Annotated in this window: 10 protein-coding genes; 5 read left to right on the forward strand and 5 right to left on the reverse strand. The window is 67.9% G+C overall.

Annotated elements, in window-relative coordinates:
• Positions 1–65: 65 nt before the first annotated feature.
• Both KYT87_RS03690 and KYT87_RS03695 read right to left on the reverse strand, forming a co-directional pair.
• On the reverse strand, positions 66–1,490 hold the full coding sequence (locus KYT87_RS03690) for a hypothetical protein (RefSeq protein ID WP_219991712.1): 1,425 nt from the start codon (positions 1,488–1,490) through the stop codon (positions 66–68).
• Between the two features lie 70 nt (positions 1,491–1,560).
• Positions 1,561–2,412: a M15 family metallopeptidase gene (locus KYT87_RS03695; RefSeq protein WP_370512753.1), complete on the reverse strand. Its 852-nt coding sequence runs from the start codon at positions 2,410–2,412 to the stop codon at positions 1,561–1,563.
• 193 nt (positions 2,413–2,605) lie between these two features.
• Here KYT87_RS03695 and KYT87_RS03700 point away from each other — a divergent pair, with 193 nt between their 5' ends.
• From KYT87_RS03700 to KYT87_RS03720, 5 genes are read left to right on the forward strand one after another with little or no spacing between them, the layout of a single operon-like run.
• Positions 2,606–3,526 carry a hypothetical protein gene (locus KYT87_RS03700; protein WP_219991713.1) on the forward strand — a complete coding sequence of 307 codons (921 nt, stop codon included), beginning with the start codon at positions 2,606–2,608 and terminating at the stop codon, positions 3,524–3,526.
• A gap of 59 nt (positions 3,527–3,585) precedes the next feature.
• On the forward strand, positions 3,586–6,519 hold the full coding sequence (locus KYT87_RS03705; protein WP_219991714.1) for a type VI secretion system Vgr family protein: 2,934 nt from the start codon (positions 3,586–3,588) through the stop codon (positions 6,517–6,519).
• 5 nt (positions 6,520–6,524) lie between these two features.
• A complete protein-coding gene (locus KYT87_RS03710; protein ID WP_219991715.1) occupies positions 6,525–7,517 on the forward strand; it encodes a DUF4123 domain-containing protein in 993 nt (330 codons plus the stop codon).
• Complete coding sequence (locus KYT87_RS03715; protein WP_219991716.1) at positions 7,510–8,289, forward strand: DUF3304 domain-containing protein; 780 nt, start codon at positions 7,510–7,512, stop codon at positions 8,287–8,289. Before KYT87_RS03710 ends, KYT87_RS03715 begins: the two co-directional genes overlap by 8 nt.
• Positions 8,282–10,600, forward strand: coding sequence for a DUF2235 domain-containing protein (locus KYT87_RS03720; protein WP_219991717.1), 2,319 nt, complete (start codon positions 8,282–8,284; stop codon positions 10,598–10,600). The genes KYT87_RS03715 and KYT87_RS03720 overlap by 8 nt, the downstream gene beginning before the upstream one ends.
• Positions 10,601–10,640: 40 nt before the next feature.
• Here KYT87_RS03720 and KYT87_RS03725 read toward each other — a convergent pair whose 3' ends face one another.
• From KYT87_RS03725 to icmH, 3 genes are read right to left on the reverse strand one after another with little or no spacing between them, the layout of a single operon-like run.
• On the reverse strand, positions 10,641–11,141 hold the full coding sequence (locus KYT87_RS03725) for a hypothetical protein (protein ID WP_104143428.1): 501 nt from the start codon (positions 11,139–11,141) through the stop codon (positions 10,641–10,643).
• Positions 11,142–11,180: 39 nt separating this feature from the next.
• Positions 11,181–20,120: a type VI secretion system tip protein TssI/VgrG gene (gene tssI / locus KYT87_RS03730; protein ID WP_219991718.1), complete on the reverse strand. Its 8,940-nt coding sequence runs from the start codon at positions 20,118–20,120 to the stop codon at positions 11,181–11,183.
• Positions 20,117–20,896, reverse strand: coding sequence for a type IVB secretion system protein IcmH/DotU (gene icmH, locus KYT87_RS03735; RefSeq protein WP_052946138.1), 780 nt, complete (start codon positions 20,894–20,896; stop codon positions 20,117–20,119). The genes tssI and icmH overlap by 4 nt, the downstream gene beginning before the upstream one ends.
• Between the last annotated feature and the right edge of the window lie 5 nt (positions 20,897–20,901).

The raw sequence follows: 20,901 nt of genomic DNA on the forward strand, positions 1-20,901 counted from the left end.
GGAACTGGAAAGAGAAGATAGGAATCCTGAGGGGCTACGCATGGTTTTCGCTGTTATTTTCCGAGTCAGGCGGTAGTGCCGGCGGCCGGTCGATAGACCAGGGACGCGCAGCGCAATGCGGGGTCTTGCAGGGTAAGGGTCAGTACCGGGTGTTCGGCCTGCATACAGGCTTCACCGGCGATGGCCAAGGTCAGCAACGAGGCGGCCACGCCGGTGTGGCCACAGGCCACGCCCACCGCGTGGCAATCCTTGCTGGCATCCAGGTGTTCAAACAATTGCGACGTCACGCCCAGGGCTTCCAACGGACGGCTGCCGCGATGATCGGCGTCGCTGACCACGTGCACGACGGTGTCTGGCGCAACGGCCGCGCGCTGCAACAGGTCGCGCGCCAGTTCGGCCAGCGCGGGCTCAGGCAACGCGCCCCGTGCATCCGCGGGCTTCTGGCGTTGGATCATGGGTGACAGGGCGACGCGCAGGTCGGTGGATGCAAAGGAGGGGGCCGTCGCAGCCGCGTTCGATGCGGTCGGCCCTGCGTCGGCCACACCCGCCTGGGTATCCACCAGGTTCAATAGCAAGCCGGCAGCGGCCTCGCCCGGCACGCGGCCGTGCGGATTGGCGTGCGTCAGCAGCGTGGCGTCCGCGTCCCATTGCGCTACCTGATCCTGATCGATGTAGCCGTCACCGGCCAGCACGATGCGCCACGTTGGCGCGGCCTTGGTGTCGACGGGCAGCGACGCCAATTCACGCAGCAGTGTCTCGGTGGCCATCACGTCATGCGCGATGTGTTCCGTGACGCTGACGCGGCGATCGGGCCAGACGCCCGCTGCCGCCAGCACTTCGGCGCGCGCGCGCTCACGCGCGGGCTGCGACCAGCTTGCGGGCAGCAGGAGGTCAAAGCGCAGTAACGGCCAGTCTTCGTCGCGCGCCGGCACATCCAGTTCGGTGACGCGGCGATGCGCTTGGTCGGTCAATGTGGCCGCGACATCGACCAGCAAGGCCGTTGCGCGCAGACCCGCCGTGGCCAACGCGTCGGCGGGCGCGCCGCGCTCGCGTGCGGCGGCGTACAGCTCAACGTCGTCCAGCTGCGGCACGCGCGCCGCGAAAACGGGAAAGCCCTGCAAGGTCTTCAGTTCGGGATCCAGCTCGGGGCGCCGTTGTTCGATCAACGCCTCGGCAATCGATGCTGCGTCCGGCCCGGCCCCCGCGCGCGCCGCGAATGCAACGACGCGCAGTTCGGCCCGCGCCGCCGGCGCCGCCTCGGCAGCGGGGGCCGATGCCACGGGTTGCGGCTTGGGCGCACGCGCCGCGCGCACGATGCGCGCGCCCAGCCACAGCGCGCCCAACAGCGCCAGCGGCAGCGCAAACAAATACAGCCCGATGTCCACGCCGGTCGGCAGCGTGCGCGACTCTTGCCACCAGATGATGACGGCCAGCCACACCACCGCGAACAGCGCCAGAACCAGCAAGCCTTTTTTCAGCAAACGTGCCATGTGCGCCCGGTCAGAGGAATGAAGTTGTTGTTATCGGGGCGCCGGCGCGCGCCTTGCAATGCGTCGCTGTTCATTTCGCCGTGTCTCCCGCGCGCTGCATGGCGCCGGGCCGACGCAGCTCTACGTGACCGAAGTCCATCATCTTCCAGCGGCCGCCCCAGGTCAGGCCGACCAGCTCGGCGGTCTGGCCGAACAGCTCGTAGCCACGCATGGCCCACGGGTCTTTTTCCGAAATGACGATCTTGCCGTCGCGATAGAACGCGCTGTCGGCGGCCAGGCCATATTGGTGATAGCTCTGGAACGCACCCGCGTTGGTCACGTGCGTGCCCATGCCCGCCAATTCTTCCTGGCGCTGCGGGCTGCGATAGCCCTCGATCAGCGCCATTTCGTAGCCGTGCTGCTCGCGCATGATGCGATAAGCCAGCAGCAGACGCTGGCGGAAATCCGCATCCAGCAGGTCCCAATTGCGGCTTGCGCCACCCAGCTTCGGCCGCACCAATTCCACCTCGCGCGTAGTGAACGCGTCGGGCGGCAAGGGGGCTGGCGGGGCCAGCCTTTCGCCTTCCAGCAAGGCCTGAATCCGGCGGTCCGGGCCCGTCATCTGAGGGCTGTAAATGAATGTGTGATTGTGTCGCATGACGAAAGCAAAAAGTGACGGCAGCAACACAATTGCAAGGCCGATTGCCACTTGCCAGCGATGCCGCGCCACCCATCCCGCCGACGTTTTCACCCCGCTGTGCAAGGCCCCGGCCGTGCCACCCACCGCACCGCCCGCCTGGCTTGCGCCACGCGTTGCGCCGCGCGCCACGCCCTGTGCGCACGCGCGCAAACCCCGCACCGCGCCTTGGCGAAGTGCAGGGAAAAACAGGAGAGCGGAAACGCCCACCGCCAGCAAAAAATACAGGGGCAGTAGCAGTAACAAGATCGGTCCCTCATGCGGAAGGCGTCATCTTTTGTTCTATTCGCGTGGGAGGCAAGCGATCCGGCGTTGCAAACCGCGTCGGACCCTTAGAAATCGTAACAAGAATCGATGTTCCAAATGAGGTGTTCGGGTATTCTCGACGGGCTTGGTTACAGGGGGGCTGCACACGCCTCCTGCTGACACGGGAACCCGCATGGCAGAAGACGAAAAAGAAGCTCGCCCTACGATGACCGCGCCGAGTCTGCTCAGCGGTTCCACAGCCGCGCGAGGCGAGGCCGAGTCCACACGAATACTGGCGGCGCTGGAAGGGCGCGCGCCTGAAGCCGAGGTCAAACACCTGGCCGCGCGGCGCGACCCGCGCGCGCGGCGCTGGCTGGCGCTGGCGTTGCTGCTGGCGTTGTTGGCCGGTGGCATCACGTGGTTCATCCACGAGGACCCCACGGGCGCGATGCAGGCCCAGGCGCCGGGTGCGGCGGGATTGAGCGCGGATGCTTCGCAGGCGAATCGGCCCGCGTCGCCAGCGGCATCGGGCGCTACGCCCGCGGCCACGCGCGCGCCGCAGGCCAACGCGACGCAAGAGGCGTCCGACAAGCCGCCCGCGGTAGCCGCCATCATCGATGAATCGCCGCCCGCGCGCGATGCGGATGTGGGGCGTGGTGAACCGGAACCATCGCGCGAGCCGACCAACCCGCTGTCGGTGCTGGCGATGACGCCGCCGGCCACCGCCGCCCCTGCCGCCACCGCGCCCGGTCCCACGCGCCAGGCGGCGGAACAACGCGCGCGCGAAGCCGTAGTCCCGCACGGCAATGCGCCGCGCGCCGTTAAGCCCGCCGCAGCACCGCGCAAGGCCGCACAGCCTTCCGACACCGACGCGGCGCTGTTGTCCGCGCTGATGAATTACGGCCTGCCGCCCGCGTCTCCGCCCGGTACGCGCGTCTATAAATCCGATGGCATTTTCATGCGCGAGATGCCGGGCTCGCCGTTGTCCGAACGCTTGAAGGAATGCCGCAAACTCAGTTTTTTTGAAGGCGAACAATGCCGCCTGCGCGTGTGCGCCGGCCAATGGGGCACGGCCGCTGAATGCCCCACGCCGCAAGCCAACGTCGAACCCTGAATGCGCAACGCCCCACTCCGGCTTTTATCGCCCCTGTCCCCCCGCGAGGTTTTTGCTCCATGGCTGTGAACGCAAGCAACGGCGGTGCCAGCGCCCCATCCCGGCTGTATCGCCTGGATGGCGAGGGCGCGATCGCGTCCCTGCAAGTGGAAGGCTGGGTGGCGCGTGAAGGCCTGTCTGACTTGAGCGAAGCGCGCATCGTCGCGCTGGCCGACGACGCTTCGCTGGATCTTAACGACATGGTGTCGCGGCCCGCCACGCTGTGGGCCACGCGCGCCGACGGCAGCGAGATTGGCCGCAGCGGCGTCGTGCGTGCCGCCGAGATGCTGGGTGGCAACGCGGGCAAGGCGCGCTATCGCATCACGCTGGCGCCCTGGCTATGGCTGGCCACGCAGCGGCGCGCCAGCCGCATCTATGAAAACCAGCCCGTGCTGGAGATCGTGCGGCATGTGCTGGACAGCTACGAGGGCTACACCTACAAGCTTGCCGACGACGTCGAGCGCCACCTTGCTGACCTGCCCACGCGGCCTTACACCACGCAGTATCGCGAAACCGACTACGCCTTTCTGTCGCGCCTGCTGGCGGAATCCGGCCTAGGCTGGACCACCGTCGAGGACAAGGCGGCGCCTTCGCGCCATGCCGTGCTGATCTTTGCCGACAGCCGCACGTTGCCCGAAGACGAAGAGTCCTCGGGCGGCGGCGTGCGCTTTCAACGCGCGCATGCCACCGAGACGCGCGACGGCGTGCAGGCCCTGGCGCGCAGGCAGCGGCGCGCGGTGGAACGCGTCACCGTTCTAGGCTGGCACGACAGCGGCAAGCACGCCATCACGGGCCAGGCGCTGGCCGGCCCAGCCAGCGGGTCCGACGACGAAACCGCCGGGCTGGAATGGTTTGAGCCCCTGGGCCACGGCGGCCTGTTGAGCCAGGCGCACGCGCAGTTTCAGGCCACGCTGTTGATGCAGGCCGCGCAGGCTCGCGCCGAAACGTTCATCGGACGTGGCAACGTGCGCACGTTCCGGTCGGGCACACGCTTCACGCTGCAAGACATGTCGCCGTTAGGGCCCAAGGGCGAGGCCGGCTTCGAACCCGTGTTCGCGTTGGACCGTATTGAACACGTCGGCGTCAACAACCTGCCGGGCCAGGCCGACGCCAACTTGTCCGGCCAGATGGGCGCGCTGGACGACTTCCTGTGCTTTGACGACGACGAAGACGCCGCATTGAATAGCGACGCAGACATTCAGCGTGCCAATCACGACGACCCGGCCGACGACGATTCCGCCTACCCGCCAGACGACGCATTGATCGGCGTCGGCCGGCCTGACGCCGCCGTGCTGGCGCAGGCGCATGAAGTGGGCTACGCCAACCGCTTTTGCGCCGTGCGTTGCGACCGCCCCTGGCGCGCCTTGCCGGCCGCCGCGCGCGGTGCCCGATTGGCTGGCGCGCCGTCCGCCGTGGGGGTGCACACGGCGATTGTCACCAACGCCGAAGGGGCCACCGAGGCCAGCGGCGAAGACGAAATCCACCGCAACGCGCGGGGCGACGTGCGCGTGCGCTTTCACTGGCAGGCCGACGGCCAGGGCCTGGCGAAAAGCCGTTGGGCACGCGTGGCGCAGCGCCAGGCGGGCGCGGGCATGGGCATGAGCTTCGTGCCGCGTATCGGGCAGGAAGTGCTGGTGCGCTTCCTGGACGAAGACATCGACCAGCCCCTGGTCGTCGGTGCGCTCTACAACGGGCGCGGCGAAGGCGGCATACCGGCTACGCCAGGCGGCAAGGCCGGCGAACCCATGAACACCGAGGTGTACGCGGCCGCCCTCGACGGCAAGCCCAGCGCGCAGGCCAACCTGGCCAGCGGCAATGCACCCGCCTGGCACGGCGCGGCGGCAGGCGACGAACAGCATCGCAATGCGGCCGCGTTAAGCGGCTTCAAGAGCAAGGAATTTGGCGGCGACGGCTACAACCAGATCGTCTTCGACGACAGCGACGGCCAGCTGCGCATGCAGATCAAGTCCACGCAGTCGGCCAGCGAACTGAACCTGGGCCATCTGATCCACCAGGCTGGCAACTATCGCGGCAACGTGCGCGGCGTGGGCGCGGAATTGCGCACCGATGCGTTTGGTGCGCTGCGGGGCGGCGCGGGCGTGTTGCTGACCACCTACACGGCCGGCGGCGGCGAACCGGCAGGCGACGCGGCGGCGCCCCTGGCGCTGGCCGGGCAGGCCGACATCATGGCGCAGTCGTTTGACGGCGTGATCGGCGCGCATCAGGGCGTGCGCCTGGCTTCGGCACGCGGCACCACGTCAGCAGGCGCCAGCCGACTGGACGGTGAACGCGCGCCCCTGGCCGCGATGACGCGCGCCGTCTCCGGCACCGTAGACGGCCAGGCGATCAGCGGCGCGGCAGGCGATGCCTCTGCCAAGCACACGGAAGTGGTCGACGGCAAGGTCCCGCACCTGACCGACCCGCTGGTGCTGATGGCGGGCCGCGCGGGGCTGACGCAAGCGGCCGGACGCAACGTGCAGATATCGGCCGGCGAACTGGTGCACTGGTCATCGGGGCTGGACCACAACCTGGCCGTCATCGGCTCGCTGCGCGTGCATACCGGCCAGGCGCTGGGCATCGTGGCCGGCGTGCAGAAGGGCGGCGCCGAATCCGGCCTGGACCTGATCGCCGGCACGGGCGAAGTCGACGTGATGTCGCAGCATGACGTGCTGACCGTGCAGGCGCAGCAGGACCTGCGCATGGTCAGCGCCAACGCCGGCATCGAATACGCATCGCCCAAGCGCATCCGCATTGCCAACGCGGCGGGTGCCAGCATCGTCATCGAAGGCGGCAACATCACCGTCACCGCGCCCGGCCGTATCGACGTCAAGACCGGCAACAAACAGTTCGCCGGCCCCACCCAGATGCCGTATCCCTTTCCGCAGTTCACGGTATGCAAAAGCTGCGTGCTGGACGCCCAGGACAGCGTGCAATCCATTACCGAAAAGGCGTGACGGCGATGGCTTATTCCTGGCAGCAGGCGCTGCTTTCCACCTTTGCGCAATTGCCGCACCACCGCGGGCCGTATGGCGAAGCCGCGCGCGCGTATGTGATCGTGGATTTTCGGGGCCACCCCGATCTGCTGGCACGCGTCAGTGCCACCGAAGACCTGAGTTTTGGCTCGATCTGGGCGCAAACCGGGCTGGACATTTATGGCGACGTGGCGCCACTGCTGATCGAAGTGGACGGCGCATCGCAAGGCGTGCTGCGCGGGCCGCGTCGGCCTGATTTCAGCACGCCGCTCGTGCGCGTGTTGAACGCTCTGCACGAACGCAGCGGGGGCCGCTACGCAATGATGAGCTTCGCCTCCGCCGTGCCCCTGGAAAAGCTGATCGCGCATTTCGGACGGTTTTGCGACTACGCCTTGCCCGACGATACCGAGTTCTTCCTGCACTGGTACGACACGCGCATCCTGGCGCGCGCCCTGCAAGTCTGGACCGCCGAACAACGCACCCGCTTCGCCTCGCCGCTGATCACGTTGCGCTACGCGCTGCGCGATGGCTCGCAGGCCGAGCTGTCGGGCACCGGCAGGCTGCCCACAGACGCGCCCGACGGCATCCAACGCTTCACGCCCGAGCAACACCAGATGCTGTTCGACCTGGACTACCCCGACAAACTCGCGGTGCAACTACGCCGCTTGTATCCCGGTCTGCTGCCGGGCGACCCGGATCAGGACGCGCTGGTGCCGCAAGTGCAAGTGCAGTTGGAACGCGCGCGCGCACACGGCGTGGCGGGCGACAAGGACATGTTCGACTATGTGGCGTGGGGCGTATCGATATCCCCGCGCTTTGATGAGCATCCGCTGATTCGTGCGGGCTTGCAGGAGTATCAGCCCGGTGACGACGGCGCGCTGGCAAAGGCGCTGGCGGGCGTGCCGGACGCGGTGTGGGACGAGGTGCAGGCCTTGCATTGGGCTGGTCAGGATGGGCCTTCAGGAGAGATGAATGCGTAAGGGATTGATCGCCGCGCTGTTGTGGCTGGGCATGCTGGCGGGTTGCAATAGCGAGCCGGTCTACCAAGGCGTCAGTTTCATCGCCTATAACTACACGCCGTGGAATATCCGCAGCATCAGCGTCAAGGACAAGGGCGAAGGCGTGGCGTCGACGATGCAGGTCAGCCCGGGCGGCGGCGAGGGCTCGGTTACCTGCTGCTTCACGCTCAAGGGCACCGATTTCACCGTGGACTGGCGCGGCGTCGACGCCGAGCTGCTGCGCAAGCATTTGCACGATGGCAAGGCCGACTCGCTCTATTTCGATCGGCAGGGCGCCATCAAATTTCCGGCCGCCGAGATCCCGGCGGGCGAGGGTCCGCTGTATCTGGAGCTGCACATCTATCCCGACGAACACATGGAGCTGGCGCTAAGCCGCAAGCTCCTGGGCCGGACGCGGATTCCCATTGTCGATACCGTGGACTGGCTATGGCGCGAGCATCGCGCATCGCTTGGCGCTTACCGCAGTGACGCCGAACTGCTGCGCGCGACCGCGAAGGCGTTGCAGCCGGCATGGAAAAAATACCGTATCGAAGACAAGCAAGACCTGCGCCAGTACATGCTGCTGTACTTCACGGTGGCGTCGAACTTCGATTCGGATCCACAGGTGAAGGCGATCCTGGACAAGCCGGGGCGCGCGCCGGGCGATTTCGCCCGGGACGTCGCGGCGTTGCCGCCGGCAAAGCTGGAGCAGATCAAAGCCATGGGCACCCCGCCGGGAGATAAGCATGTCTGACGCGCAATCCAGTGACTTGCCGCCGGAGAACCGTACGCCGGCATCGGTGCTGAAGGCAATGGCCCAGAACGAGGCGGCGTACCCCAAGGACGACTGCAATGAATGCGGTGCGGTCCTGCGGATGGGGTTCTTTTTTGACGGCTTCGGCCGTAGCCGCGACGAAGATGCGAAGCACCCCACGTACTATTCGAACATCTGCCGCTTGTGGGAAGCGCACTATGTCCAGAGCGATCCCGGCCGCCCTGAAAAGCACCACTGGTTTCGGTTTTATTACTCGGGCCTGGGCACGGATCTGAATGCCGATGCGGAAAACGACGACATGATTTATGCCGCCGCGAAGGCGGGCATGAAAGCGGCGAGCAACGCGCAAAAGGCGATATCGGCCAACGTCGGCAATGTCTTGCGCACGGACGAGATTCCGAACCATAAGCTCACCGGGCGCCTGACGGCGGCGGTGAAGAAGTCGCTGCGTGAGTCCTCGTATCAGCCGATGGTCAAGGCATATAAGGACGTCGTGAAAGACGTGCGGACGTTGCCCGAAAAGGCGGTCCGGATCTGGAATGCGTGGGACCCCGAGCGCGTGGTGAACCGTGCGCGCGCCACCATTCGAGGCTTCTGGGCCGGCTTCAAGAAAAATCCCCTGAAGGTCGCGTGGACGGCCGGCAAGGAAGCCGCCAAGTCAACCATGATGGAAACGGTGCCGATCATCCGCGATCAGGAAACGGTGGCCTACCTGATGGGCACGGGCGTAGACGTGCGCGTGGACTCGGCATTGCGCCAGTTCAAGGCGGCCTATGACGCCGTGAGCGAAGGGCAGAATGTGCGCCGCATTGAAATCACCGTGTTCGGCGCGGACCGGGGCGGGGTGGTCGCACGCCAGTTCGTCAATGATCTGGTCAAGAAGTACCGCCGCCGTCACGATGCGGACCTGGCGGTGATTGGCGACCGAACGAAGAACAAGTCAGATGCCGATATCCAGATCCGCTTCATGGGCTTGCTGGATTCGGTCGCGTCCATCATGGACGAAAACACGTTCCTGGGCTTTTTGCCCGTCACTGACCTTATCAAGCAGACGCACAAGGACAGGACGTTGACGGTGCCGGCCGCCGTGCAGGCGTGCGTGCATTTCGCGGCCGCGCATGAGCTGCGCCGAAATCAGCGCATGGACAGCCTGGAAAAGACGCGCGGCCTCCAGTATCTGTATCCCGGGTCCAGTGGCGACGTGACGGGCGTCAGTCCGCCCGGGTCGCTGAATGCGCGGGTCGAGCTGTCGCGCGTGGCGCTGCGCGACATGATGAACCAGGCCCTGTCGCACGGCGCGGCCTTTCACAGCATGGAAAGGCTGGCCGACCTGAAGCCCGATACCTATTTGCAATTTTCGCTGTCCGAACCAATTGTGGATGGCAGCACGAAGAACCAGATTCTGGATCTGGTCAAAGCGTATCGCGAGGTCGTCAAGTACGAGCCGGGCATAGACTTCATGCCGCATATGGAGGCATTCCTGCGCTGGCTGGCCGTGCGTTACCAGGACCCCACGTTCCGCGCCGAGCTGTCGGACCCGGCCGAGGCGTGGATCAAGGACCGGGACTACTTCACGCCGGAACAGGAATACAACCAAGAACTGCGGCGCGTGTCGGCATTGCCCGCCGAGGAACGCAACAAGCCGGAGAATACGGCCCGCCTGCGCGAGCTGGAGGCGCTTAAGAATGAGCGTTGGGAACGCGCCTCGGCAAGCCGTGGCGAATTGCCTCCGCAACGTTTCAAGCCGCTGTGGGAACGCCTGGAAGAGGAATACAAGAGCCTGGAGCACGCGGAACAGCAGGATGCCGATACCGCGCAGCGCCGCGCGGACCTGGAGCGTAATAGCCCGCAGGTGTTGCGCGCGATGGAGTTGATGGACAAGGACATGCGCGACCGCGAGAACATGCGCAATGAACTGATCAAGCGCGGCGGCGGCACGCCGGAAAAGGCCGCCGACCCCCTGGCCGACATCAAGGCCGAGCGCGCGGTTCAGCAACGCCTGCTGACCGCCTGGCGCGAGGCGCGCGACGGCAAAACGCAGCTGCCCCCGAAGGTCATGACCTTGTTCGACTGGCTGGTGCACGACGCCATGTTGAGCAGTTGGCCCGATCACCTGTTGGCCAGCACCACGATGTACTTCCGCGTCCGCGACAAGGATGTATTCGCCAAGACCGACGCCAAGGCCGAAATGGCGCAGCGCGCCAAGGACATGCGCAACGCGGAAAAGGTCGAGGCCCAGGCTGCCCGGGCAGAGCAGAACATTCAACAGATGACACCGGCGCGGCCGTGACGCGACGAATGAAGGACGTGCGTGGCGCCTTCGATGCCGCTTACGTCTTGCCCGCTTCGACCGCTATCGTCACCGTATTCGACTTCACGTTCTCTGCCTCGATATACACCTCGTAGGTCGCGGGCGTGGCGGGCAGATGCAGGACGCCCGCCATATCCGTGGTGAAGCGGGTTTCCACGGTCATGCCGGGCGGCAGCGGAATCTTGGGCGGGGCCGCGCCTTCGCTGGGGTCCACCGACACATTGGGCAGCTTGGGCCGCACGTAGTTGAACGCGATGCCGCGATAGACCTTGCCGGTGCGCGTATCCACCGCCACGAAACGCGGTAGCTGCGGCTCGTCTACCACGGGCAGGATGCCGCGCGCGCAGATGGGAATGGTCAGCGTGCTGCCGTCGCGGATCGTCACGCGGGTGGGCGCGGCGATGCGCATCTGCGCGTCGTAGCCTTGCAGCGGCGGCATGCAGGCGTGTTCTTTTTGCGAGTGCGAGGGCACCGAGGCAAAGGTGGCGGGTTCAATCCAATCGGTCGTCATGATGGGCATGTCGGTTCGGGCATGTCGGTTATCTGGAAAAGGCCGGCGTCAGAACGCCGTCCAGCCTTCGGAGCAGTCGACCTTGCGCACGGCCTTGCTGCAACTGGGGCAGAAATGAATGTTCGCGCAGGTGATGCCGTACATCACGCACTGCCCGATTTCCTCGTTGTACTCGCCATTCTGGTCGGGCAGGCCGTAATAGCAGTGCCCCCCCGCGTTGTAGTAGAAGTGCGGCGGCGGGTCCAGCTTTGAATCGTCGGCCGACTCGTCCTGGTTGCGCAGGCCGGGCCAGTCGGGGCCGCTGGGCACCATGCCCAGCAAGTGGCCCATTTCGTGGGCCAGGGTTTCGGTCAGGTAGGCCTGCGAGTTGGGTTCGTAGGGGTCCAGCGTCGAGACGAACAGCAGGTTGGTGCCCGTGATGGCAAGGCCGGCGTAGCTGGCGGCCACGGTGTTGAACTGGATGTTCAGCATGCCGGTCAGCGGCGTGGGCGATATGCGGGTCAGGTCCACGGACACCGACCAGACCGACCCATTGCTTTCGCGGATGGGGGTGATCAGGTGGCGCGGAATCGGAATCGACCGTTCGGCGCCGGAGGCGTCCGTGTGGATGTAGCGCGCGTGCACCAGCCAGTCGTCGCTGGCATCGAATTCGTACCAGAGGCTGGAGCGGCTGCGGTCGTCGTTGACGATGGGTACCGTCATGACGCGTCCACCGGGGCCGGCGGGCACCGGCAGCCGCATGTCGCCGCTGACGCCCGGCGCGGCCAGTCGGTCAACGTGGCAAACGACCAGCGTATAGGGTTCGCGCTGCTTGCCAGGGGAAGGGGCATAGACCGCGCGCACGGCATTCATGATGGCTTGCTGCGACTCGACGGTGTCGGCGGCGTCAACCGCCGAGCGGCCCCGGAATTGCAGGCGCGGAAGCTGGATCATGTCGATGCCGTGCAGCGCGAATTCCGCGGTGACGGGCGTGACGTCGGCCAGGTGGCCGGCCGGATGCGCGCTCATGCACATGACCTCCTGGATGTACAGGCGGCGCACGGTTTCAACGCGTTCGGTTTTGATCAATTGCCCGCGTTCGTCGCGCACTTCGAACAGGTACAGGTTCAGGCCGGCAGCCGGCAGCGTGATGTCGTCGACGATGCGGGTGCCGTCGGCGTTGGTGACATAGCTGCGCGGGTTGCTGTGCGGTTCCTGATAGCTGGCGCGGCGGCCACGTTCGCGCGCGGAGTACGGAATGTTGGCGGGGTCGGCCTTCACGGTGATGGTGAAGCGGTGCTGGCCGGGGCGATTGAATTCCACGTGGATGCGCGGGCGGTTCGATTGCCGTTCGGTGGTGGTCAGCGCGCTGCCGTCGTTCCAGCGTTCGGCCACCTGTTCCAGGTTCACGTATTGCAGGCGCGCGCCGTCCTGGCGGGCGCGGTAGGTGGACACGCCGGGCACCGCGCGGCCGGAGCCGCCGGCGGGCGGCGTGCCGCCAGGCAGGTTGGTGCCCTGGGTGCGCGCCACGGGTCCCAGGCCGACCGAGTCCAGCACGTCGCGCGCGATCTGCGGCAGCGGGGACTCGGCCACGCCGGGTATCTTCATCAGCACCTCGGCCACCTTGGGCAGCGTCTCGGTGGCCAAGGTGGGCGATTGCAGGATGGCGCCGATCACGCTGGGCACCGACGACGATGACAGGCCCGGCATGCTGAGGATGGCGCCTGCCACCGACGGGATGTTGGCTTGCTTGACGTCGGGCAACGTAAACAGCGTGTCAACGGCGGAACTCAAGGCCGCCATGCGGTCGCCGCCAGCGTTCAGCGCCTGCGTCATGACCGGCACAATGGCCGCGCCCACGTTGGCGCTGACGCCGCCCGCCGCGAAGGTGGATGCGCTGGACAGCGCGGTGGACGCGGCGCTGGCCTGTTGCGCAAAGGTCGCCAGCCCGCCGCCGGCCGCAACGGCGCCGATGCCCACTGCGCCGGAACTGCCGGCGCTGGAAGCAGCCGCGGACGCGCCCGCACCCGCGCCGGCTGTGGCGGACAGATCGGTGGCGCGGGTGGCCGGCGTGCTGTCGGACATGCCCGCCGCGCGCGCGGTGGCGCTACCCAGGTTTGCATCCGGCGTGGCAGGCGCAGCGGTGGCCGCCGTGCTGGCTGGGGCGGGTGACGTTGCGGCGGGGGCTTTGCCCAACGGCGCGCTGCCAGCGGGCGAAGCCGATGTGGGAGGGGACGCGCCGTTGGCCGAGGCGGCGCTGCCCGTCGTCGTCGCGCCGCCCGATGCGCCGCCAGCCGTTGTCGTCGCGCCGCCAGATGGGCCGCCGGCCGTTGTTGTCGCGCCGCCGGATGGGCCGCCGGCTGTTGTTGTCGCGCCGCCCGATGGGCCGCCGGCCGCATGGGCTGGCGCGCTGGTGGAAGTGCCGGCGCTGGCGCTGGAAGCAGCGTCCGCCGAGGGGGCGGCCGAGGGGGTCGCCGGTGCACCAGCCGCAGTAGCTGCATTCGCGGTACCGCCGACGGTGCCGGTCGAGCTAGCGTCCGCTGCGGAGGGCGCCGTGTTGACGCCCGCGCCTGCCGACGCCGCGGAGCCGGACTCGCTTCCCGCGACGCTGGCGACGGACGAGTCCCCGGCGGCGGTCGTCGCGGTGACGCTTGCCGGGGTTGCTCCGGCCGCGCTTGTCGCTACGTCAGGTGGGGCTGCGGCAGGCGCGGCGGCGGAGGTCGCAGCGCTGCCGGCGGAGCCCGTCGCGGCGCTGGTCGCTGCCGTAGTCGAGCCAGCCGCGCTGCCGCCGGAGCCTCCCAGGCCCGCTGCCGCGCCTGCGCCGATGCCGCCTGCGCCTGCGCCGATCCCGCCAACGCCGGATGTCGCGCTGGCCCCCGCTGATGAGGGGTTGCTGGGGAAGGTCAAGCCGCCTTCACCCGAGCCGCCCGGCAGGCCCGCGCCCTGCGGCAGGGGGCTTTGCGAGGCAGGGACGAAGCCAGGCGTTTGCGTGGGGATGCCGGCGGCCACGGCAGCGCCGTCGCCAGACAGGCCGCCCGTCGTCGGCAGGGGGTCGCTGGATGCGGTCAACGCGCCGCCATCCGGGGCTGCAACGCCAGCGGCATGGGCGGAGACGTTTGCAGAGACGTCGGCGGGGACATTAGCGGAGACGTTAGCGGGAACCTCAACGGGCATACCAGCGGGGACGTTAGCGGGAACCTCAACGGGCATACCAGCGGAGACGTTAGCGGGAACCTCAACGGGCATACCAGCGGAGACGTTAACGGGAACCTCAGCGGACATACCAGCGGGGATACCGGCGGAGATGTCGGCGGAAGGGCCCGTTGCCGAACCTGCGTGGCCGGTGCTCGTTAATTGCGCAAGCTGGTCGCCTTGCGTCACGGTCCCGGCAGAGGACGGCGATGCGCCGTTCACGGCGCCGGGCCAGCTGAATCCGTGCAAGGCGCCAGAGGACTGCGGAACGACGGTGGCCAGCGTAGCCGGGTCAGACAGCGCGCCGCCAGCAACGGCTGCCGAAGATGCTGCGGCTGCCGTATTGCCGGCCGCGTTTGCGGCGCCGGCCAGCAGCGTGCCCGCGCTGGCGGTCACGGTCGCGAGCAGCGTAGCGTTCGGCAAAGTCGACGTGTCGCGCGTGTCGCGTGGGTGCGCGGATGCTGTGACTGAGGCCGCGCCTTGTTGGCCGGGAGACACGGACGCAGCGAAAGAGGGCGACGATTGCGTCCCCACTGCGGCGGGCGCGGAGGCGGGCGCGGAAGTGGGCGACGATTGCGTTGTGGCCGCAGCGGTCGCGAAGCTGGGCGATGGCTGCGTTGTTGCGGCGGCCGATGTCTCGTCGACCTGCTTCCGCCGGTCGGCGTCGGCGCTTGTCTGGGCGAAGTGGGTGTCGGGCGCGCCGGACCCCGGCGCGACGTGGGTGTCAGGGCTGGACGGCGTCGACGGCGCACGTCCGTGGCCCTGGGCGTTTGCCGTCCCGGCTATCGTCGCGGTCGATCCCGCAGCAAGCGAGGCTGCGGAACTGGCGGATGTGTCAGCGGGCCGGTCGTCAACGGCATGGCCTTGCCTAGGCTCCTGCACGCGCAGCGTGGGGGCCGCGCCAATCGTTGCGGCCACAGTGGTCAACAAGCCGATGCCATGGTTCGTCGCCGAACCTGCCGTAAAGGTTGCCGCGCCGGACCCCGGCGGCAGATCCGTCGTCAGCGGCGAAGCTCCGTCCGCCGCCGTGGCCGACGCGCGGGCGGCGGTTGCGGCCACCGAAGCAGCTCCGGAACCCGCCAGCGCGCCGACTTGCGATGCTGCGTGGGCGGATGCTGCCGCTAAGGTCGCGGGGGGAGTGGATGCGCTGTTGAAAGATGCCGCGTTAGAAGGGGCGGCGTTAGGTGCGGCGACGTGAGACGAGTCGACGTGAGAAGAGTCGACGTGAGAAGAGGCTGCGTTATAGGCGTCGCCAGAGGAGACTGCCCCGCTGTAGGCCGCGTTCACGGAGTTCTCGGAGGTCTCGGCGGTCGAGGCGGTCATGCCGAGGTCCGTCGCGATGGATGGTGGCGACGACGTGGCGGCGCCGGTGAAGTCGCCGGCTGCCGGTCCGGCTTGCACTGACGCGGCCGACACAACGTCGCCCGGCAACGCGATGCTTTCCGTGGACGCCGAGACGAGAGCCGCCGAAGCCGGCGACACGGCCGCGTCCGCCGTGGGAGATACGAAAGTGTCTGAAGCGCCTGCAACCGCGGACGAGTCGAATGAAGGCGTCGTCGACGCTACCGAAGCGGCGAATGACGAAGCACCGGTAGCCGCCCCAGCCGCCGCAATCGAGGCGGCGCTAGAAGACGCGCCGCCCGATATGACCGCGGACGCACTCGCAGCCGTAATCGAAGGCGTGGCCGACGCAGCACCGACAGCAGCGAACGAAGGCGCGACCGTCGACGCACCGGCAGCGGCGATCGAAGGCGCGACGGTAGACGCACCGGCAGCAGCGAACGAAGGCGCGACCGTCGACGCACCGGCAGCAGCAATCGAAGGCGCGACCGTCGACGCACCAGCAGCGGTAATCGAAGGCGCGACCGTGGATGCGCTTGCGACGGCAATCGAAGGGGCGGCCGACGACCCGGCCGCATCGGCAACAGAAGGCGCCCCAGTGTTCGCGATCAGGGATTCACTGGCGGGCGCATCGGGTGTTGCGACAGCAGACGGGGCCGACGTCGCAACGGACGAGGTACCGGTTGCGTTGACGGTTGCCGTACCTGTGGCGGAAGCGCTCGACACGGGTGCGCCCGTGCCGGCAGTTGGCGGGGCAGACGCTACGACGCCAGCGTGACCGGAGGCGCTGGTCGCGCCGCCTGCGTCGGCGGTCGCGGTAGGGTTCGCTGCCGTCGACGCTGCACCTGTCGTTGGCGGGGGCGCGACCGACACGCTGCTGTTTGCGACCGGCGCTGCGCCAGCGCCAGCACTAGCACTAGCACCAGCACTAGCACTAGCACCAGCACTAGCACTAGCACCAGCGCTAGCACTAGCACTAGCACTAGCACCAGCGCTAGCACCAGCACCAACACCAGCGCTAGCACCCGCTACAGCTCCACCGCCAACACCAGCACCAGCCCCAGCCCCAGCCCCGTCGGACGATGCCAATGCGTCAGGCGATGCGCTCGCACCCGCAGGCGAGGGCGCACCGGAGGGATTCGCAGCCGAACTCGCGGCAGATGCTTGTGGCGCAGACGCTGTACCGGCAGTTGCCGCGCTTGGCGTACCAGTGGCCGCCGGCGTGGCGCTTGCCACGGACGTTGCTCCAGCCCCCGATCCCACCCCCGCGAACGTCGCCGCTCCAGAAATCATTCCCGACGCGCCTTCCGGCGCGACGGCAGCCAGCATGTCGGTCGCAGCGGGCAACGCCGCCGAAGGGTTCTTGATGAAGGCCGCCGCTTGCGACACGGTGCCCGCCGCCGACGCGGCGGAATCGATCATGCCGCTGGCGCCCGGGGCCACCGAACCCAGCATGCCGGAGGCGGCGGGCAGCGCCGACATGGGGTTTGCGACCATGGCCTTTGCCTGCGCGACCATGCCTTGCGCCTGCGAGACCATGCCCATCGTGTTCTTGGCGGTGTTCAGCAGCCCGCCCATCGCGGGGCTGGCGTTGCCCAGCAGGCCCGGGGCGGCGGACAGCGCGCCCATCGGGTTCTTGGCCAGCCCGGCCAGCGTGTTGGCCTGGCCGGCAAGCTGCGACAGTTTGGAGGCGGCGCCTGCCGCCGTCTGGCCCAGGCTGGCCAGGCCGCTGGGCATGGCATCGCCCAGTGCCCCCAGCCCGGTGCCGGCGCCGGCTCCCGCCGCGCCGCCGAAACCGGCCATCAGTCCGGACGCGGCCTTCTTGACGGCGGACGCCGTGGCGCCGTCCTTGTGCACCAGCTCGGCGCTGACGATCAGCGGATCGTCGACCGTGGTGCTGGGCAAGGCCGGCAAGTTGGCCGCGTCACTGGCCGGGCCCACGAAATTGTGCGTGGCGCCCTTGACCGAGAACAGGCCCGGCCCCTTGAACACAATGTCGGCCCCATCCAGCGTCACGCTGCCGCCCGCGGCTTGCAGGGTTACGCGCTGGTTGCCCAGGATTTCGATGCCTTCGGCCGACGACGTTACGGTGATGTCCTGGCCCGCCAGCGCTTCCAGGATGTCGGTATGCGCGTGCAGCGACACAGGCGCTTGCGCCGAGATCGCCCGGATAGGGCCCTGCTGCGCGAACACGCTGGCCGAGCGCGCGGACACCGCCGAATACGTCTGCTGCGCGGAGACGTGCGCGTCCGATTGCGCGGTGGCGTGCAGGTGCTTGCCCGCATGCAGCACGGCGCTGGCCGGCGTGGCCAGGTTCAGGGAATTGGGGGAATCGATCAGCAGGTGCGGGCCGTTGATGCGTTCGACGGCGGCCGAGTCCGTGCGCTGGCCGTTGGCGGCCTTGCCGGCGGCCTGGCCGTTGATTTGGGCCGGATAGCGTCCGTCCTGTTCCGGGTCCAGTGCGGCAAGCAATTCGTCATAGCCGTCGGCCGCCGCCATCGTGCGCGCCTGATGCTGGCCGGCGCTGTCGTTCAATCGGCGCGAGGCGTCTTGCGCGCCGCGCAGCAGCAGCAAGGCTTCCTGCGCGTCCGCCTGCGTGGACTTGGCCTGTTCGCGGGCGGTGGACGACACCAGCATGCCCTGGCCCGACCGCACGACCGTCCACGCGTCCGAGCGCAGTTCAAAGCCCGTGCCGCGCCATTGGCCGCGGTTGGCGTCGTCCAGGTCCTGTTCGACCAGATGGCCCAGGCCCAGCTGCGTGGCGGCGGTCGAGCTGGCCAGCCGCGTGCGCAACTTGCCGCGCGTGTCGTCAAACACCCACTGGTTGCGGCCCGCACCGTCCAGGCCGTGGCTATGCCAGCCGCTCAATACGCCGGCGTGATTCGCTTCGGCGTTCTCGCCAGCGGACCAGGGCGGCAGGTCCGCGTCGTTGTATAGCTGGCCGGCAACCACCGGCCTGTCGATATCGCCATCGATAAATTCCACGATGACTTCGGTGCCGCCACGGGGCAGATGATGCGCGCCCCAGTTGGGGCCCGCTTGCGCGCTGGCCACGCGCAGCCACGTGCCCGAGCGGTCGTCGCCCGGCGCGTTGCCGCTGGCGTCGCCGTGCGTCTTGTGCGGCAGGCCACCCGTGACGGGCTTGTCGCCGCGCTGCCAGGGAAACTGCACCTTCACGCGCAGGTCGCGGTCGGACGTGATGGGGGCGTCGCCGGCGCTGACCACCACCGCCGCCAGGCCTTCCGGCGCGGTCGGGCGCGGGCGCCACGCGGGCATCAGCGCGGCCGCCTCTGGCTGGGCCGTGAATCGGTTCCGATAGGTGCCGCGTTCCATGTCGGCACTGCTTGCCACCTGGGGGGCCTGTGCCCCCAGGTTGTTGGTGGCTTCGTGCACCACCTCCAGCACCACGTAACGGTTGCCGCCCAGCTCGTCCACCGCCTGCCCGCCGCCGCCCTCGGCATAGCGTTCGTGCTGCGTCATGGCGAACAAGCGGCCGGGGGCCAGCGACCGCGCCGTGCCCGCGCCTTCGAAGCGGACGATGCGCGATTCGTGGGCGCGCAACGAACGGGCGGCGCTTTGTTCGGCGGCCTCGTCGTCGGCGTAACGGCCGTGGCCGGCGTAGTCGTAATCCTCAAGCACCGGCAGGGCTTCCACCTGCACTGGCGAGCGGCTTTGCGCGGCATGCGCGGTCAGCGTGCGTTCGTTCCAGGCGGCGCGCGCCACGGCGTTCGGGCGCACGGATTGGGCCGCTGAAAAATGCGTGATGCTGTCGCGCGTTTCAGTGGCGTCGCTGCGATGGAAACGCAGGGGCGAGGCCGGGTCTTCGGGCCGCGCCGCGCCCGCATCGAAGATCACGACGCGATGGCGCGCTCCGCCGCCGGCCGCCTGGCCGTCGTCCTGTTGGTGCTCGAAGCGATACGACAGGCCCGCCTCGGCCAGGATGCGCTGCACGAATTGCAGATCCGATTCGCGGTACTGCGTGCAAGCCGCGCGCGCGGGCAATGCCTCGCTGACGTCGAACGCAAAGGCCGCCTGGGGATAATCCGCAAAGATGTCGCTGACGATGTCCTGCACGGACTGGTCTTGGTAGATGAAGCTGTCGCGGCGCAGTGCCAGCGCGGCCATCCACGGCGCGGCGTGCAAGCGGTAGCGGGCCAGACCGCCATCGGCGCCCAGCGCGTCCACGCCTTCGACCACGGCATGCCAGCGGCGCATCGACCCATCCGCCTGCAACAGGCTGACGGTGATCTCCTTGCCCAGCAAGCCGCTCACATCCAGCTCGGCGCTGGCGGCCAGGCAGTCCAGCGTCAACGCGAACAGGCGCGACACGCCTTCGCGCAGCGTCATCTGCTCGGGCACCAATTCAGCGTCCAGCGGCGTGCTGACGCGCAGCATGCGCGCCTGTTGCGACAAGGTGGCGATGTTCATCGACGAGTAGGCCGAGGCGCTTGACGGGTTCGAAGGCGTAGTGTTCATGGCAACGAAATGGTCAGGTGCGCGGCGCGCGGACCCAGCTTGACGATGTCGTGGTACGGCGCCATCGCCGTCTGCATTTCCGAATTCAAAAAGTGGCCCATGCCCAGGAATGCCAACAGGCCCAGCAGCGCAAACACCGCCATGATCGACCACAGCGGCACGTCGCGCTTGAGCGTGTGGGCGATCTTGTCGGGCAGTTGCCAATGCGGCGCAAAACCGGTGCGCTTGCCGCGCAGCAGGGCAATCTCATCACCCAGGCGCGCGGTCAGGTAGCCCAGCTTTTCCTGGCCTTCGATCAGGTACTTGCCCTGGAAACCCAGCAGCAGGCACATGTAGTAGATCTCAAGCGATTGCAGGCGCGGCGCGCCTTGCGCACGCAGGTCTTCCAGCCGCGCAAAAAAGTTCTCGCCCGCCAGCTGCTCGCCGAACAGCGTCAGTTGCAGCGGCTGCAACATCCACGCGTCACGAATCGCGAAGCCGGAATTCAACACGGTTTCATCGACGGCGGCGCAAAAGGCGTACTTGGTGGCGTAGACGTCTTCGGCTGGAATATCCAGCTTCTTGGCGGCGCGTTCGTAGTCCGCCAGAAACTGCTGCACGCGCGCCGAGAAGGCCGCGGCGTCGGTCGGTTCCTGGCCGCTCTTGACCAGGAACAGCATCAGGAAGCCGTCGTACAGCAGGTCCAGCAATGACTTGGCGGGGCGGCTGGCATGGAAGTCGGCGGCGCGCTGAGGCAGCGTCGCGCCGGACATCAGGGAAGGGGCGTCGGCGGTCATGGCAG

The organism is Achromobacter sp. ES-001 (assembly GCF_019448355.1).
GTDB classification, from domain to species: domain Bacteria; phylum Pseudomonadota; class Gammaproteobacteria; order Burkholderiales; family Burkholderiaceae_B; genus Achromobacter; species Achromobacter spanius_B.